The sequence below is a fragment of the Bacillus sp. FSL R5-0447 genome (genome assembly GCF_038606125.1).
Lineage (GTDB): Bacteria > Bacillota > Bacilli > Bacillales > Bacillaceae > Bacillus > Bacillus velezensis.
In genome coordinates this window covers 1,633,240-1,650,750 of sequence record NZ_CP152012.1, presented here as the reverse complement: position 1 = coordinate 1,650,750, position 17,511 = coordinate 1,633,240, and the positions used below count along the sequence as shown (strand labels likewise).

The window sequence follows — 17,511 nt, the reverse complement described above, 5'->3', positions numbered from 1 at the left end:
TGCTCTATTTTTTTATGTCTTCCATGATACTGTACAGTCTGGCTGCCGCATCCGGAACACCGAGTGATTTTGTCCGCTCACTCATGTCTTTTAAGGTTTCTTCATTCATGACGATTTTGTCCAGCGCAGCGATCAGTTTTTCTCCGGTGAGCTCGGTTTCCTTCAGTACGATTGCAGCGTCATGCTGGCTGAGCGCCTTCGCATTGACTTCCTGGTGATTGGCTGTCACATACGGGCTCGGAATAAGCACGCTCGGAATGCCGAGAGCGGTGATTTCCGCAATCGTCGTCGCTCCGGCTCTGGCCACAATGACATCAATTGATTGTAAGTACTCCGGCATTTGGTGCAAAAACGGTTTTGTCACCATATTATCAGCGGCTTTTCCGCCTTTCAGCTCAGCCGTTACCTTCTCGTAATGCACTTCCCCGGTAATATAAAGCACTTGGTAAGGTCTCGTTTTCAATTCTTCCTGCATATCTATAACGGCACGGTTAATGGGAGCCGCGCCTCTGCTTCCGCCGAAAATGAGCACCGTTTTTTGATTGTCTTTCAGCCCGAACTCAGTTAACGAGCGGCCTGTCTTAATTGAGACGACTTCAGAGGCTCTCGGGTTTCCCGTAAACACAACTTTTTCAGCAGGAAAATGCGATTTTGCCTCTTCAAAGCAAATTGCCACCTTATTAACATATTTCGAGAGAAACTTATTTGTGATGCCGGGCAGGCTGTTTTGCTCATGAATGATCGTCGGAATTCCCATTTTTGCCGCCGCGTATACGACCGGACCGCATACATAGCCGCCTGTACCGATAACGGCATCCGGTTTAAACTCTTTTAAATATGATTTGCTTTTCTTCACGCCTTTTAAGAAACGCATGACGGTTTTTACATTTTCAAAAGAAAGTTTTCGTTTGAAACCTGTAATTTCAATGGCGCGAAACGGGATATTTTCCCGTTCAACAATTTTTTTCTCAAGACCGTTCTCTGTTCCGATATACAAAAATTCCACATCCGGATGCCGGCGCTGAACTTCTTTAATAAAGGCCAGGGCCGGATAAATATGTCCTCCGGTTCCGCCTCCGCTTACTGCAATACGCATTCGTATGTCCCCCTTAATCACATAGCGATAACCCTGTTTTTTAGGACAGGGTTATTGATGTTGTCTGTTTTTTTATAGATAACGAATAAATCATGAGTGATGAGGCAAGATACAGATCAATACCTCGAGTACCGGCTGACATTTAAAAGCACGCCGACCGCTGCGAGCATCAGCGTCAGTGATGAGCCTCCGTAGCTTAAAAACGGCAGCGTAATTCCTGTTACCGGGATCAGCCCCGTCACAACGCCGATATTAATCATGACTTGAATAGCTATCATAGAAATAATACCGATGGCGACAAAGCTTCCGTATAAATCCGGCGCGCCGAGAGCAATCCTGACGCCCCGCCATAATAAAATACTGAACAGCAGCAATATGAGCGAACCGCCGATAAAGCCGAGTTCCTCAGATAAAATAGCAAAAATGAAATCGGTTTGCGGCTCCGGCAGGTAAAAAAACTTTTGCCGGCTTTGGCCGAGCCCCATCCCGAACAGACCGCCCGGACCTACGGCATAGAGCGACTGAATGATCTGAAATCCGCTTCCAAGCGGATCCTCCCATGGGTTTAAGTAAGAGGTAATCCGTTTAATCCGATAAGGAGCGGACAGAACTAGTGCCGCAAATCCGCTTAAACCGATGAGTCCGAGGAACACAAAATGAGCGATTCGCGCACCGGAAACAAAAATCATCACGATGCACGTGCCCACCATTACCGTCCCCGTTCCCAGGTCTGGCTGGCACATAATAATAATAAATGCAGAAAACACGATTCCGAGCGCGGGAACGAATCCGCGTCTGAATGACGTAATATTCTTCTGTTTTTCAGAAAGAAATTTAGCCAGAAACGCAATCATCGCGAGTTTCATAAACTCCGAAGGCTGAATGCTGAACGCTCCCACTCCGATCCAGCTTCTTGAACCGTTCCGCACCATTCCGACTCCCGGAATCAGCACAAGTACAAGCAGAAAAAAACAAATGATCAGAAGCAGCTTCGACCATGTGCGCCATGTCCAATAATCCACATTCATTATGAAAAACATGGCAATGACGCCGATCCCCGCAAACAGCAGCTGCCTTTTCGCGAAGAAAAACGAGTCGTCAAATTTATAATCCGCCCATACCGCACTTGCACTGTAGACCATAATTAATCCTATTGTTAAAAGCAATAACGTAATGATAACTAATAACAAATCAGGCGCTGTTTTTTTAGTAGTCAAAGCAATCGACACCCCAAGCATAAGTCATTTAGGGCTGCCGATGAACAGAGACAAGCCCTTACTTAAGCATATGCACGGCATCTATAAACATGTCACCGCGTTCTTCAAATGTTTTGAACTGATCCCAGCTTGCACACGCGGGTGACAAGAGGATGACGTCTCCTTCATTTGAGAGCGCAAACGCCGCAGATACTGCTTGTTCAACATTATCGACACGTTTGACATGTTGTATTCCCAGCTCATTGCCCAGTTTTTCTATCTTCGGCGCTGTCTGTCCGAACGTCAGGACCGCTTTGACATTGTCCATATACGGTTTCAGGTCGTCAAAACCGTTGCCGCGGTCCAGTCCGCCTGCAAGCAGAATAACCGGTGCTTTGAACGCGGAGAGCGCTTTGCTTGTGGCCAAAATATTCGTCGCTTTGCTGTCATTATAAAATCTACGATTCTGGATCGCAGTTACATACTGCAGACGGTGTTTGACACCGGTAAAGCTTGTCAGCACCTTCTGAATCGCTTTATTAGACGCGCCCGCCGTTTTTGCCGCGGCTACAGCGGCTAAAATATTTTCTAAATTGTGCGCGCCCGGCAGTACGATGTCATCAACAGGCAGAATCGCTTCATCGCCGAACATCAGCATACCGTCTTTAATGAATGCGCCGCTTGACAGTTCCTGGTGAACTGAAAACGGAACGGTGCCGGCTTTTCCGCTTTCGGCAAGCCGCACGACTGTTTCATCGCTTTGATTCACGATGGCCGTATCACTCTCAAGCTGATGAAGATACACGTTCTGCTTGGCTTTTTCATAGTTTTCACGGCTGTGATGGTAATCCAAATGAGCGTCGAACACATTTAAAATCAGGCCGATTTCAGGTCTGAACGCATGAGTCCCCATAAGCTGGAACGAAGAAAGCTCTGTGACGATCCATTCATCACCATCAGCATGATAAGCCACTTCACTGGCGACAGTGCCGATATTCCCTGCGATCAGCGCCTTTATCGAGTCAGCTTTCAGCATTTCATAAATCAGGGTCGTCGTTGTTGTTTTCCCGTTTGAACCTGTAATGCCGATGAATTTTGCATTGGTGATATAATACGCAAGCTCGATTTCCGTCCAGACCGGGATGCCTCTTCTTTGCGCTTCCTCCACCATGATATTTTCATACGGGATTCCGGGATTTTTGATCAGAATGGTAATGTGATGCTGATCAAAAAGTGACGTCGGATGCTCACCGCAGATGACTTCAATTCCTCTTTCCGCAAGCCTTTGGGCAGGTTCGTTTTCTTCAAAGGCTTTTTGATCATTCACGACGACGTTAATGCCTTTTTCATGAAGAATCGACGCAGCCGCATATCCGCTTTTCGCCAGTCCGAGGACCAGAAAGTTTTGTTTTTGCAAAAAAAGTTCGTTTTCCACTTATAACCACACCTCGATGTAAATTCCTAAAACGGCAAGCAGCAGTCCCGCAGTCCAGAATGTGACGACAACTCTCCATTCAGACCATCCGACCAATTCGTAATGGTGGTGAAGCGGACTCATCTTAAAGATTCGTTTTCCTGTCGTTTTAAAGCTGATGACTTGTAAGATAACAGATAAGGTCTCAATAACAAATACTCCGCCGATAATGACGAGCAGAATTTCAAGCTTCGTCAGAATGGCAACGGTCACGATCGCTCCTCCGAGCGCAAGCGAACCGGTATCCCCCATAAATACCTTGGCGGGATGGGCGTTGAATACAAGAAAACCGAGAACGGCGCCGACAACGGCAACCGAGAAAATCGCAACGTCATATTGTGACTGGTTCCACGCAAGGATGGCGAAAGCGCCGAATGCGATAGCCGCGGTACCGGACAAGAGACCGTCCAGACCGTCTGTCAGGTTGACGGCATTTGAACCTCCGACAAGCATAAAGAGAACGAGGATAAAGTATCCCCAGCCGAGATCGATTGACAGATGTGTGCCCGGCACCCTGATGCCGGTTGAAAAATGGCAATAATGATATACTCCGTAAAATACAATGGCAATAATGATCTGGCCGATCAATTTCTGCTTCGACGTCAATCCGAGATTCCGTTTCATTACTACTTTAATATAGTCATCCAGAAAGCCGAGCAGGCCGTATCCGATCGTGACAAACAGCAGAAGAAACATTTCCGCGCTCAGATGCGAAAATTTCTGCGTCATGACAATCGCCGTAATGGCGATGGATACAATAATCATGACCCCGCCCATCGTCGGCGTCCCTGATTTTTTCATATGTGATTTCGGCCCCTCTTCCCTGATACTTTGGCCGAATTTTAAACGTCTTAAAAACGGGATAAGAATCGGAGATATCAGAACACTGATTAAAAATCCCATTATTATTGTAAATAAAATCACTTGCTCAAGCATTGCTCTTTTCTCCTCCCGTTTCGTTCAAACGACATACGTATTTATCATATTCACATTGTGTCCCCGTAATTCTTTTCATTTCCCTCATTCTAACACTCTTTCCTGTTTTACTTTTTATTCAGCTCAACAATAGCTCTTCCCGCTACTTCGGCGTCATCAAAGTCGAATGTTTCATTGCCGATCTGCTGATAGGTTTCATGCCCTTTCCCGGCAATCAGAACCACATCTCCCTTTTTCGCGTTGGCAATGGCAAAAAAGATAGCCTGCTCGCGATTTGCGATACTGTGATAGTAAGTGCCTTCTACCCCTCTTTCCATATCTCTTAATATGGCCAGCGGGTCCTCGCTTCTCGGGTTATCTGAAGTGAAAATCGGTTCGTCGGCAATCCGCACCGCAATTTCCGCCATTTTCGGGCGTTTCGTTTTGTCCCGGTCTCCGCCGCAGCCGACGACGACGAAAAGCTTGCCCTCTGTCATATCTTTGCATGTATTCAGGACGTTTTCCAGACTGTCAGGCGTGTGCGCGTAATCGACGACCACAGGAAACGGCTGATTGTGATTCACCAGTTCAAACCGGCCTCTGACACCTTGCAGCTCTTCAAGAGCGCTTGTGATCGTATCAAACGGCAGACCCGCTGCGATCGCTGTCGCCGCTGCAGCCAGTACGTTATACACGTTGAAGCGGCCGACTAGTGAAACCGTGATCTGCTTTGTTCCTTTTGGCGTAACGAGTTCAAAGCTTGTGCCTTGCGCAGAGATCTCGATTTGTTTCGCCATGACATCGGCATCATTCTCGATTCCGTATGTAAGGATGTGCGCCGCCGTCACTTTTTCAAAATAAGCACTGGCCTTGTCATCTGCGTTTAAAACGGCCCGCTTCGGCTTTTCGTGATTAAAGGAGCCGCCCAGCTGGGAAAACAGGAGGCTTTTAGCCTGTCTGTAGTCTTCCATCGTCTTGTGATAATCTAAATGGTCCTGCGTCAGGTTCGTGAATACGGCGATATCATAATCGCAGCCGTGAACCCTGCCGAGTGACAGAGCGTGAGACGACACTTCCATAATAGCTGTGTCAACATGCTCATTATTCATTTTCTTGAACGTTTTTTGCAGTGTGACGCTTTCGGGCGTTGTATTTTTGACCGGGAATGTCTCATCCCCGATTTTAATGTACATCGTTCCGATTAAACCGGTCTGTCTTCCCGCTTTTTTGAAAATTTCATCAACCATGTGCGTCGTTGATGTTTTGCCGTTTGTGCCGGTGATGCCGATAAGCTGAAGCTGCTTTGTCGGCTGCCCGTAAAACGCGTCAGAAAGAACGCTGAGCGCCCGCTGTGACCGGCGGACAATAATGACAGGAACATCGACGTCAAGCTCTTTCTCGGCAACGATGGCCGCTGCGCCGTTTTCTGCGGCTTTTTGGGCAAAATCATGTCCGTCTACCGTATACCCTTTTATACACACAAAAAGACTCCCTTTTCTCACTTCCCTGGAGTCCATCTCAATTGAAGTTATGTCAGGGTCATGAAAGTCATTTTGAACAGGTTCGGCCATTAAATATGTAAGCAGCTTTGTAAGTTTCATTGTATCAAACCTCTCAGAAATTCTATTCATTCTTTTATCATGATAACCGTTTATAAAAGTCAGAATGGCTTTTAAACATACAGTTCATATTTTAGCGTAAATAAAAGGATACATCCAGTTAATCTTAAAAGTTATCTTCTTTTTTTCTCTTTATGATAAGAGGCAGCCGAAAACAATCGGCTGCCTCAAAAAGACTCATTCTTCACTCAAGTAAACACGGATCTTTGAGCCTTCTTTTACTTTCGTTCCGGCTGCAGGTGATTGTTTCACAATTTTGCTTCCTTTTCCTGAGGAGTCAATATTCAAATTGACAAGCAGCGACTCAAGATCAGAGACAGACATCCCTACAACATTCGGAACCTCTATTGTTTTTGTGTCGTTCCATTGATATTTTTTCTCGATTTGATTTTTTCGCGGTTTCACGCCGAGCTCAGGCAGACTGTCTCTCATCATATTTCCGACAATCGGCGCGGCGACGGTTCCCCCGAATTGAATCGTGCCTTTCGGATTATCAACCGCGACATACACGACAAGGCTCGGGTCATCAGCCGGCGCAAAACCGATAAAAGAGACGATATGGTTATTTTCGAGATATTTGCCGTCTTTGACCTTTTGTGCGGTACCTGTTTTTCCGCCGACGCGATATCCTTCCACGAAGGCATTCCGCCCCGTTCCCTGAGCGACGACGCTTTCTAAAGCATATCTGATCTGCTTTGACGTTTCCTGGGAAATAACTTGCCTTTTCGCAATCGGCGATTGTTTCTTAACGGTTTTTTTCGTAACGGGATCAACCCACTCTTTGGCGATAAACGGAGTATAAAGCGTTCCGCCGTTTATTGCTGCGGAAACGGCTGCCACCTGCTGAATCGGCGTGACGGAAACCCCTTGTCCGAAAGCGGTTGTCGCCTGTTCAACCGGGCCGACTCTGTCAAGCGGAAATAAGATCCCCGTTCCTTCCCCTTGCAGATCAATGCCTGTTTTCTTTCCAAAGCCGAAGTCCTTAATATATTGAAACAGCTTTTGTTTTCCGAGCCGTTCCCCCAGCTGTACAAACCCGGGGTTGCAGGAATTTTGAACGACTTCAAGATAAGATTGCGAACCGTGGCCGCCCTTTTTCCAGCATCGGAGGCGGGCGCCGTCGACCTCGGCAAACCCTTTGTCATAAAAGTGGTCTCTTTGCAAGTTTACTTTTTGCTCTTGAAGAGCCGCCGCAAGCGTAATAATCTTAAAGGTCGAACCCGGTTCATATGTGCTCCATACCGGCAGGTTCCGGTTATAAACGGACGGATCCACCGATTGATAGTCAGCCGGATCAAAATCAGGACGGCTTGACATGCCGAGCACTTCCCCGTTTTTCGGATTCATTGCGACCGCAATCATTCCGTCCGGGTTATATTTCGCCGCTGCATTGTCGAGCTCTCTTTCTATAATCGTCTGAACCTTGGCGTCAATCGTCAGTTTCATATCAAGTCCGTCTTTCGGAGGGGTGTAATCATCCGCTTCATCAGGCATTTTCTTCCCCTTGGCATCCGTATAAAATTTTACGGATCCCTTGACACCTTTTAAGTCATCATCATAATAAGCCTCCAATCCGAGAAGGCCTTGGTTATCAATACCGGCAAAACCGAGAACATGGGACAAAAAGCTTCCGTACGGATAATGGCGGATGCTGTCTTCAGCCACATAAACCCCTTTTAAGTCGAGCGCTTTGATTTCTTTCGCTTTTTTATTGGAAATTTTCCGCCCCTCGGGTGAGATTTTTTCTATGGAGGTTTTCTTAGTAATGTGTTTGTAGACCTTCTCTTCCGACATATTTAAAACTGACGCGAGAAGCTTGCCCGTTTTGATGGGATTTTGGATCTGGCGCGGTACGACAAAGACGGTCGGCGCGCTTTTATTAGTAGCCAGCTTCACGCCGTTTCGGTCAAGAATCTCTCCCCGCTCAGGCTCAAACGGCAAATTCCGGCTCCAGGAATCCTTAGCCAATGAAGTCAGCTTTTCTCCCATCACAAATTGGACATAGCCTAATCTGCTGTCAATGATCAAAAAAATGATTACGCCAAAAAGCAAAACCAGTAATAAACGTTTTCGAACCGTTACATTTGAAACGCGCAAGGGACCGTCCACTCCTTATTTAGGCTTGTTTCAATTTATGCCTCAGCTTGGACACATAGAACGGCGGCGCATAAAAAAGAAGCCCGCGGGCATCCGCGGACTTCTCTGTCCCGTTAATCAGGATTTTTAAATTTCACCTTGATCACGGTATTTTCTTTCAGTTCTTTGCCTTTTTTCACACTTTGGCTTGAAGCGTAACCTTCACCGCTCACATCGATGTGAATGCCTGATACTTTGCTGAATTGAAGCACTTCCCGTCTCGACCATCCGGACATATCCGGCATCGTCATCTTTCCGTCTGTTTTTAAGAAGATTTTCTGATTGGTGATCACATCTTCTCCGGCTGTCGGATACTGCTCTTTTACGGCAACATCGCTGCCGATGACAATCGGTGTGAGATGTTCATTTTTCGCTTCCTTCTCAGCGCTCTTGACCGTCTTATCTGTCAGGTCAGGCATCTTTTGGCTTTTCGTTTCTTCCTGACCGGAATCTGTTTTTTCCGTCGGTTCGATATTCATGTAGTGAAGGCTGTTTTTCATCGTCGGGTTAAAGATTTCCGCGACAGGATCAGAGCTGCTTTGCCCCGCTTTTAATTGCGGCTGCTGCACGGCTACATAGATGACGAGCTTAGGATCATTTTTCGGCGCCATGCCCATGAATGAAAACACATAGTTGCTCGTTCCTCTTAAATATCCGCCCGTCCCGGCAATTTGTGCGGTTCCCGTTTTACCCGCGACGTCAAATCCTTCAATTTTATAAGGTTTTCCCGTTCCGATGTCTGACGTCACGACTTCTCCGAGCAGATTCCGGACTTTTTTAGCCGTATCTGCTGAAATCGGCGTGCCTGCCTGCTCGGGTTTTGTCTGCTTGACGACTTTTTTCGTATCGGGGTCGACAATATGATCAATGACGTAAGGTTTCATCATTTTGCCGTTATTGGCAATCGCCGTGACGGCCTGAAGCTGCTGGATCGGCGTTATCGCCGATGCTTGGCCGTAAGCAGTAGACGCTTTGTCAAAATCATATTTGTAGTTAATTTTACTTGATACTTCACCGGGCAGATCAATCCCTGTTTTTTGATAGAGCCCGAATTTGTGCAGGTACTCATTAAACCGGTCAAACCCCAGTTTTTCGTTGGCCAGTTTGGCGAAAGCAACATTCGATGACCTCATGAGGCCGTCATGGAAGCTTGTCATACCCCAACCGGCGCCATCGTTCCAATCTTTAACAGGTCCGCCTCCCACTTTATATGTTCCTGATTTATATTTCTCGTTTGCGGCAAACACATTTTCCTGAATCGCCGCGGCAAGCGTAAAGATCTTCATCGTTGATCCCGGTTCATACGCGTACGACACTAAGTCGTTGTAATAATTGGTGACGTTTCTGATATTCGGGTCAAAACTCGGACGCTGCCCCATCGCAAGCACTTTGCCTGTTTTCGGTTCTACGACAGCCGCCATAATTTTTTTCGGTTTATATTTTTCCGCTACTTTCGTCATGCTGTCTTCTAAAAAGGTTTGAATTTTCTGATCAATGGTTAAATATACATTGTCACCGTTTTTAGGTGCGGTGATTTTTTCTTTGCTGTTCGGAAGTTTCCAGCCGGATTTATCACTTTCGTAAGTGACGGATCCGTCGCGTTCCGTCAGATAGTTGTTCAGTATTTTTTCAAGCCCTAAAGAGCCTTGTATCTCGTTTGTTTTTTCATTCACATCGGCATAGCCGAGAACATTTGACAAAAATATGCCGTTCGGATAGTAGCGCTTCGTATCTCTTAAGAAAGAGATACCCGGAAGATTCATTTTTTCGATCTTTTGTTTTTTCGCATAAGAGATATCGCGGCCGGCTGAACCGAATTCCACCTGCTTCGCGCCATCCCTGTTTAAGATGTCCAGAATCTTGCTTTTATCAAGATTGATAACGGTCGCCAGTTTTTCCGCCGTTTTCTCTTTGTCTTTGACATGCTGAGGATGCTTCTTGTCGGTCGTCATCTTTTTATCAAGCACGGCAATGAGTTTATATGTCGCCGTGTCCTCTGCAAGCACTTTGCCGTTCCGGTCAAGAATAGAGCCGCGGCTCGCTTCTATCGTCCGCTTTTTTTCGTGCTGCTCGGTCGCTTTTGTTGCAAGTTCTACACCGTTTGCTTTACCGGTTAATTGAATGTACGCCATTCTCCCGAGAATGACAAAGAAAAAGAGAGCGAAACAAATACTGAGTATCGCTGCTCCTCTGTTCATAAACTTATTTTTTTTCGGCATGGGTTATCATTCCTGTATGTTTTTCACTTTTTTATCTTTCAGATTCAAACCGTGCTTTTTGGCGATATCCATCAGGCGCTGCGGCTGGCTTAAGTCAGCAGCCGTCTTTTCGAGATCACCGATCTGCTTATTCTTCTCAGATACTTTCTCCTCCAGTTTTTGCACCTCAATATTGGATTGGTACGCCGCGTATGCCTTTGATACGATAAACATTGATGTGGAGAGAACGGCAATGGCAAACAGGACGAGCAGCACCTTTTCCCCGAGTGTAATGGAAGCCCTCTTTTTGACAATCACCTTTTTTTCGGGACTTATCACTGGCCGTTGTTGTTTTTCCTGCTGGTAAGCTAAGTTGCTCATAGGCTGATGACCTCCTTTAATGTTGTCATTTGCTGCCCGTTATTTTCGTTTCTCCGCAATGCGGAGCTTCGCTGACCGGGCGCGGTTATTTTCTTCAAGCTCCTCTTTTGATGCCGTAATGGGCTTTCTCGTAATCAGCTTTAATTCCGGTTCAAATTCTTCCGGTATCACGGGAAGACCCGGAGGCAGTTCGGGAAGTGATGATTTTTCCTTGAATGTCGTCTTGCACATTCTGTCTTCCAGCGAGTGAAAAGTGATCACAGACACCCTTCCGCCCGGCTTCAGCACCTCTATCGCTTGCAAGAGGGCCTCTTCAAATACTTGAAGCTCGTCGTTTACGGCGATTCGAATGGCTTGGAATACACGTTTGGCCGGATGACCTCCGCTTCTTCTTGCCGGAGCCGGTATCGCGTCCTTTATTAGATCGACCAGTTGGCCGGTTGTTTGAATAGGCGATTTTTCTCTTGCCTCTTCAATTTTTCGGGCGATCTGCTTGCTGAATTTTTCTTCTCCGTATTTAAAGAAAATCCTCACAAGGTCCTCATACCGCCATTCATTTACGACTTCTTTCGCCGTAAGGGCGGCCGACTGGTCCATCCTCATGTCCAGCGGTGCGTCATGATGATAGCTGAATCCCCGTTCCGGTGTATCAAGCTGCGGAGAGGATACTCCTAAATCAAATAGAATTCCGTCGACACTCGTAATGCCGTGTTCATGTAAACACTCTTTTAAATAACGAAAGTTGCTTTTCACCAGAATAAGCTGTCCTTTGTATTCGGACAATGTTTTCTTTGCGTTTTCAAGTGCTGTGTCATCTTGGTCAAAGGCGATCAAGCGTCCTTTTTCCGATAATTGCTGCAATAAATATGTACTGTGCCCGGCGCCGCCAAGGGTGCAGTCCACATAGGTTCCGTCCGGTTTGATATTTAAACCGTCGACGGTTTCACGAAGAAGTACTGTCTTATGCTGAAACATTTGTGTCGGTCCCACCTTTATCAGGAATGAATTGAATTGTCAGTTGTTGTTGTGATGCACGAAGATCCATTATATATCAAATCCAATCATGTTTTCAGCAATTTCAGCGAATGAATCTTCTTGCTCTTCTGTGTATTGTTCCCATATTACCTTACTCCACAATTCAATTCGATTGGAAACCCCGATGACAACACATTCTTTTTCCAGTTTTGCGTAATTCAGAAGAGATGACGCAATATTAACCCTTCCCTGCTTGTCCAGTTCGCATTCGGTCGCACCGGAAAAAAAGAATCGGGTAAATGCGCGGGCGTCTTTTTTGGTAAGCGGCAGAGCCTTCAGCTTTTCTTCAATCAGCTTCCATTCATTCATCGGATAGCCGAAAAGGCATTGGTCCAGTCCTCTGGTCAGCACAAACTGCTCACCGAGGCCTTCTCTGAATTTTGCGGGTACGATCATGCGGCCCTTTGCATCAACAGTATGCCGGTATTCACCCATAAACATGATAAGGACCCCCACTTCCTCCCCTAAACTCACCACTATCCGCCACTTCTCTCCACAACCTCATTTTACACTGTTTACACATAAAAAAAAACCCTGAACTATTCAGGGTTCTTTAAAACTTTATTTCAAAGTTTGACAATCTGATGTTGGTTTTGAAAAGAAAATGGCAGATGTTTGAAGGTTGTGAAGAATTTTGGACCGTAGCGGTTCAGATAATACATCACATTCCAAATCCGTTCCTGCGGAGCGCCGAGCGGTCTGATGCTGTTTTGGATTCTTTCATAGTCACGCAGCACAAAGCCTTCTTTTTCTTCAATTCTTTTCGTTACCGTCCGTTCTAAAAACAAGAGCTGATCTTGAATGAAGGCGGCATTCTTCTGTAAGAGCGGCTCAAGGCTTGAATCGACCTTCAGCGCTTCGTCCCTTGCGCGTTTATGGACAGCTTCAATCTGCGACTTCGCCTGTTCCATTACAGAAGAAAACTCTTCCGGAATCTGCTCTTCAAAATAAGTGTCTTTCAGGTGTCCGGTGCCGTGTTCGATCGCTTCCTGAAGCGGGATATTCCGTTCTGAAAGCTTCTTTTCAATATGGCGCTCAAGAAACGTAATGTTCAGTCTCGGCACTACCGGGGTCATGCGAAAGCCCATTAATGAGAAAGCCTGCTTCAGCTCACCCCAATAATTGATCTCCCCCGGTCCCGCGATAAACGCCAGAGTCGGGATGAGAAACTCCTGCATAAGCGGCCTTGTCACAACGTTATTGCTGAAACATTCCGGTTTTTCTTCCATATGGGTATGAAGCTCGTCGTTCGTCCACTTCAGGTCAAGCTCCTTAATGACAAAAACGCCGTTTTCTTTTTCAATTAAGAAACGCTCTCCCTCATGTTCGTAAAACAGATTGGCCTGATCTTTGTCCGATTCAATAATCGGGTGATAACCGGCTTCCCGCATAAGACGCTGCTGGTCTGACACGGCTTTGGCAAACTCATGATTGTGTTTTAAAATCTGCTGAAACATACCCGTTTCCAGCTTTTTAATCCCCGGATCTCCCGAATTCATCAGAATAAGGCCTTCTTCTTGAAACAAGTCGGCGATCAACAGTTCAAAAAAGTCTGTGAATGTCTCTGATGAGCGTAAACATCGCTTCACGTTTTGAAGGAGTGTGTTTGTGTGATCCGTCTCCTCAAAAGCAGCGAACACTTCATCAATCCAAGCCGCGCATTTTTCCTGATCAAGCTCGGTTTTAGCCGCCGATGTTTTTTTCCAGTACGACTGCGGCAGTTTCTGTTTCACCGGACCTTTATTCTCTGTTGACGTATGCACAAAATTGATTTCTTCCAGATCGTGATCTTCACCCGCCACCCAGAAAATCGGAACGACAGGAATCTGCAACGCCTCTTCCTGCTGTCTGGCAAGTACGATAATGGAGATAATTTTATGTATGGTGTAAAGAGGCCCCGTTAAAAGACCGGCCTGCTGGCCGCCTACTACCGCTGCGCTTTTTGGATCTCTCAGTTTTTCGATGGAGGCCTGCATGGCGGCGGAGTGAAATTTTTCGTGATAGGAGGATAAATAATCCGCTAATTCTTCTCTGGCAAACGGCCGCGAAGACAGGTCATGAAGCCGCTTTTGCCATACGTCCTCTGAATGAATATCATAATCAAAAAATGAAGACATGTTTTCTCCATCTATATAGTGCTGCACAAACTTATTTTGACTTTTGATGGAAAGTTCAGTTAGCTGCATCTGTCTGGAACTTCCTTTCTCCAATAAATAGTTAGGTTTCCGAAATGAGTATAGCATGTTACCGGAAAACCTCAAAAGACTTTGTTTCAGTTTCTTTCTAACGCTTTTATGCTGCGGTGTAAAAACGGGAGATGAACGGCCGGCAATCCGCGGCTTTCCGCTTCTTTTACAAGGTAGCCGATAATCGCATCGGCCTCTGTCCGCCTGCCTGCCATGATATCGACGAGCATGGAAGAATGATTTTTTTCCGTCAGTCTGCAAACTTCGCAAACTTTGTTCCAAGCTTTTTCTCTATCGGCGAGGCCAAGTATTGTCTCCGCTTCTTCAAACACGTTTCTCATATATTTTTTGTAAGCGTCATTTCTTAACAGCTCTCCGTTTTTCACGCGCAGCAATGCAGTTAACGGGTTGATGCATACATTTATGATCAGTTTTCCCGTTAACAGCCGATACCAGTCGTTTTCATCATATACAGGAAAATCCCGGTGCATGCCGGAAAAGATGCTTTTGAGCGTTTCCGGCCGGGATGCGCTGAATACACTCCATCTTACGGCTCCCGCTCCCGTATGTTCAACGGCATGATCTGATATCTTTTTTGCTCCGTGCTCAACTGTGCCGGCATAAAGCGAATGATCCGTATGCCAATCTTTAATGTCGTGTATGTGTCCCATGCCGTTTTGCAAAAACAGCACATTCGTCCCTTTTATCGTCTCAAGATCCCGCAACACAGCCCTTAGCTGGTGCTGTTTAACGGCTGCGATTAAGAGGTCGAATCCGGAAGTGAGGCCGGTTTGCGCTCTGCATGCCGCCGTACATTCTATTCCGTCTTTCAAAAGCCGTATACCGCCTGAGTTAATCGCATCAGCCTGCTCCGTCCGCCGCGTAATGACCGTTACCTGATGGCGGGACGATAAGTAGTAAGCACATAAAAGGCCTACCGCTCCGCCGCCGATAATTCCGATTTTCACACTGTCACACCCTATATCTGCATTTTTCCATATTATCATAGCAGAAGCCGCCGCAAATTACTTCAATTTCGTTTTGAGCAAAAAGACTGGCAAGCATATTATAGTTGGAATTTTCAATTAAAGCGTTTACAATAATGGTAGAACACAACAAAGGGGGAGTTTGTGTTGAAAATAGAGCGACTGCTCATCAACTTTAAGACACTCGAAGAATTTAAAAGGTTTAAGGAATACGGGATGCAGGAGCTGTCGATGCTTGAAGATCTTCAGGATAATATCATTGAAAATGACAGCACCTCGCCTTTTTACGGGATTTACTTCGGAGATAAACTAGTGGCGAGAATGAGTTTATATCAGGTAAACGGAGGCGCGAATCCGTATTTTGATCAGCGTCAGGACTTTTTGGAACTTTGGAAGCTTGAGGTTCTTCCGGGCTATCAAAACAACGGATACGGAAAAGCGCTTGTTGATTTTGCAAAATCCTTCAGAATGCCGATCAGGACAAATTCACGCATGAAATCAGCAGATTTCTGGGATAAGATGAATTTTGAGCCCGTTAAATATGATATGGCGCGTGATAAAGGAGAAAATCCTTATATCTGGCATCCCGATATGGACGGTGAAATGACATCCGGAGAAACGGCATAATAAAAAACCGGCCGGGCCGCCGCCCCCAGGCCGGTTCATTTTACAGGCTCTGCGCCGATTTTCTGTCGTCTTCTTTTGAATTGACCATCCTTCTCGCTCTGTCCATAATGTCAATTAACGCTTTATAATCTTCTTCCGTCATCTCCAGCTTGTTTCTCAAGCTTTCATTTTCCTCACGCAGATCCTCGACTTCTTTTTGCAGCGCGGTCAGCTGTTCTGTGAGTTTTTCTTTTTCATGACGCACATCCGCTGCGGCTGGCGACTCTTTAAATTGCTGCAAAAACAAAATGACATCATCAATGGACAGCTCTTTTTCTCCTTCCGCCCTGCGGATCGGAGGCTGTTTAACGGTTCCCGGCAGATTGGCGGAATGCACCCCGATCTGCTTTCTTAATTCCTTCCGCTGTTTTTTCGCCAGTTCTATCCCTGACTGATATTGTTTTCTGACATAAGAATTCCATCTGAACCCGCAGGCGGCAGCCGTTCTCGTCAGCGCTCTGCCGACTTCTTCAAAAGCGGAAAGCTGGGTCCCGCCTTCCCGAATATGCCTGAGCACCACTTCGGCCAGCAGCAAATCTTCATCTTGCGTCCACGCGTCTTGTCTCGTTATCGTCAATCGTATCTCCCTCCATATTTGCTCATTTACCTCATACATATGCCGCTGATAGATTAGATAGACTACTGGGGCTTACAATTTTTTCGGTGGAAGCAGGCCGGAGGGGCAAAAAAAAGAAAAGCGCAGGAACCGAGATTCCCGCGCTTTTCTTCATACATTAATTGCTTTTAACATTTATGTCTTTGCCGTTGTATGATCCGCATGCTTTACATACACGGTGAGACAATTTCATCTCTCCGCATGACGGGCATTCTGTCATACCAGGTACATTTAGTTTGAAATGTGTACGGCGCAATCTTTTTTTCATTTTAGAAGTTCTTCTAAAAGGTACAGCCATTATTCCCACCTCCTTAAAGAGTTAAGATTCATCATCTTGTGTTAAGAGCTTTTTCAGATCCGCAAGTCTGGGGTCGATTTGATTTTTCTTGTCTTCCTCAGAAATCACTTGCCAATCCTTCCCCACTTGGGGAGCGGCTCCTTCTTTTTGTTCAGTTTCACAAAAGACTTGCATAGGAATTTCTAAAAGAATCTCTTCTTTTATGATCGGAGTTAAGTCGACGGTATCGTCTTCAGCAAAATGAACGTCCTCATCTTCTATATCATCCGACTTATGAAATCTAAACAGTTCTTTTGTCGCGATTGTAAATGGATACGGCACATCAACTAAAGTTCTTGAGCACGGCAAAACCATTTCGCCTGAAATCGTAAAGTCAAACGAAACTTGCTTGGATTCAATCTCCGCGCGGCCCTTCACCCGGACGGGAGAAATGCGGCGGATGTCAGAATTCAATTTTGTCAGCTCATTTAACTCAACTGTTTCATCAAATTCAAAGCTCTTTTTCGCCATTTGATGAAGCTGATAAATCGTCCATTTCATTTGTATCACCTCAGGAAAGCAACAAACATGATTATAGCTTTTCAGAATGTTTTTGTCAATATTTTTTCTTTACAGCATAATGCCGCCGTCATGCAATCGTTGACAGCCGGATAGGCTATGCATACACTAAACGAAACGGACTAAAATATGCACTTCATTTGCAAATGTA

General features: G+C 45.9%; 16 protein-coding genes. 1 reads left to right on the top strand and 15 read right to left on the bottom strand.

Translation table 11 applies throughout. The annotated features are described in order from the left end of the window. Positions 1-4 precede the first annotated feature (4 nt). From murG to NYE68_RS08385, 12 genes are all read right to left on the bottom strand, one after another. Positions 5-1,096, bottom strand: a complete 1,092-nt coding sequence (gene murG, locus NYE68_RS08440) for an undecaprenyldiphospho-muramoylpentapeptide beta-N-acetylglucosaminyltransferase (protein WP_015417423.1) — start codon at positions 1,094-1,096, stop codon at positions 5-7. A 116-nt stretch (positions 1,097-1,212) separates the two neighbouring features. Then, a complete protein-coding gene (gene spoVE, locus NYE68_RS08435) occupies positions 1,213-2,313 on the bottom strand; it encodes a stage V sporulation protein E (RefSeq protein ID WP_033574593.1) in 1,101 nt (366 codons plus the stop codon). A gap of 58 nt (positions 2,314-2,371) precedes the next feature. Next, positions 2,372-3,727 carry a UDP-N-acetylmuramoyl-L-alanine--D-glutamate ligase gene (gene murD, locus NYE68_RS08430; RefSeq protein WP_015417422.1) on the bottom strand — a complete coding sequence of 452 codons (1,356 nt, stop codon included), beginning with the start codon at positions 3,725-3,727 and terminating at the stop codon, positions 2,372-2,374. Then, positions 3,728-4,702: a phospho-N-acetylmuramoyl-pentapeptide-transferase gene (mraY, locus tag NYE68_RS08425; RefSeq protein ID WP_007409707.1), complete on the bottom strand. Its 975-nt coding sequence runs from the start codon at positions 4,700-4,702 to the stop codon at positions 3,728-3,730. It lies immediately after the preceding gene. A gap of 107 nt (positions 4,703-4,809) precedes the next feature. Then, on the bottom strand, positions 4,810-6,282 hold the full coding sequence (locus NYE68_RS08420) for a UDP-N-acetylmuramoyl-L-alanyl-D-glutamate--2,6-diaminopimelate ligase (protein ID WP_324635864.1): 1,473 nt from the start codon (positions 6,280-6,282) through the stop codon (positions 4,810-4,812). Positions 6,283-6,477: 195 nt separating this feature from the next. After that, positions 6,478-8,397 (bottom strand): stage V sporulation protein D, encoded by a 1,920-nt coding sequence (locus NYE68_RS08415; protein ID WP_003154438.1) that lies wholly within the window; start codon positions 8,395-8,397, stop codon positions 6,478-6,480. 113 nt (positions 8,398-8,510) lie between these two features. Beyond that, a complete protein-coding gene (gene pbpB, locus NYE68_RS08410; protein ID WP_039251564.1) occupies positions 8,511-10,655 on the bottom strand; it encodes a penicillin-binding protein 2B in 2,145 nt (714 codons plus the stop codon). A 6-nt stretch (positions 10,656-10,661) separates the two neighbouring features. After that, positions 10,662-11,015 carry a cell division protein FtsL gene (gene ftsL, locus NYE68_RS08405; RefSeq protein ID WP_003154442.1) on the bottom strand — a complete coding sequence of 118 codons (354 nt, stop codon included), beginning with the start codon at positions 11,013-11,015 and terminating at the stop codon, positions 10,662-10,664. A 39-nt stretch (positions 11,016-11,054) separates the two neighbouring features. Further along, positions 11,055-11,990 (bottom strand): 16S rRNA (cytosine(1402)-N(4))-methyltransferase RsmH, encoded by a 936-nt coding sequence (rsmH, locus tag NYE68_RS08400; RefSeq protein ID WP_007409704.1) that lies wholly within the window; start codon positions 11,988-11,990, stop codon positions 11,055-11,057. Between the two features lie 69 nt (positions 11,991-12,059). Continuing rightward, a complete protein-coding gene (mraZ, locus tag NYE68_RS08395; protein ID WP_007409703.1) occupies positions 12,060-12,491 on the bottom strand; it encodes a division/cell wall cluster transcriptional repressor MraZ in 432 nt (143 codons plus the stop codon). A gap of 125 nt (positions 12,492-12,616) precedes the next feature. After that, on the bottom strand, positions 12,617-14,236 hold the full coding sequence (bshC, locus tag NYE68_RS08390; protein WP_324635865.1) for a bacillithiol biosynthesis cysteine-adding enzyme BshC: 1,620 nt from the start codon (positions 14,234-14,236) through the stop codon (positions 12,617-12,619). An 86-nt stretch (positions 14,237-14,322) separates the two neighbouring features. Further along, the gene (locus NYE68_RS08385; RefSeq protein ID WP_324635866.1) at positions 14,323-15,204 is read right to left on the bottom strand and encodes a 2-dehydropantoate 2-reductase; all 882 of its coding nucleotides are present in this window, start codon (positions 15,202-15,204) and stop codon (positions 14,323-14,325) included. A 162-nt stretch (positions 15,205-15,366) separates the two neighbouring features. Between NYE68_RS08385 and NYE68_RS08380 the strand changes: the two genes are divergently transcribed. Then, the gene (locus NYE68_RS08380) at positions 15,367-15,849 is read left to right on the top strand and encodes an N-acetyltransferase (protein ID WP_007611262.1); all 483 of its coding nucleotides are present in this window, start codon (positions 15,367-15,369) and stop codon (positions 15,847-15,849) included. A 40-nt stretch (positions 15,850-15,889) separates the two neighbouring features. Here the strand turns inward: NYE68_RS08380 and gerR are convergent, their stop codons facing one another. From gerR to NYE68_RS08365, 3 genes are all read right to left on the bottom strand, one after another. Then, positions 15,890-16,465 (bottom strand): sporulation-specific transcriptional regulator GerR, encoded by a 576-nt coding sequence (gene gerR, locus NYE68_RS08375; RefSeq protein WP_003154450.1) that lies wholly within the window; start codon positions 16,463-16,465, stop codon positions 15,890-15,892. Positions 16,466-16,622: 157 nt separating this feature from the next. Further along, on the bottom strand, positions 16,623-16,802 hold the full coding sequence (gene rpmF, locus NYE68_RS08370) for a 50S ribosomal protein L32 (protein ID WP_003154457.1): 180 nt from the start codon (positions 16,800-16,802) through the stop codon (positions 16,623-16,625). Between the two features lie 21 nt (positions 16,803-16,823). Continuing rightward, positions 16,824-17,342 carry a DUF177 domain-containing protein gene (locus tag NYE68_RS08365; protein WP_007409699.1) on the bottom strand — a complete coding sequence of 173 codons (519 nt, stop codon included), beginning with the start codon at positions 17,340-17,342 and terminating at the stop codon, positions 16,824-16,826. Between the last annotated feature and the right edge of the window lie 169 nt (positions 17,343-17,511).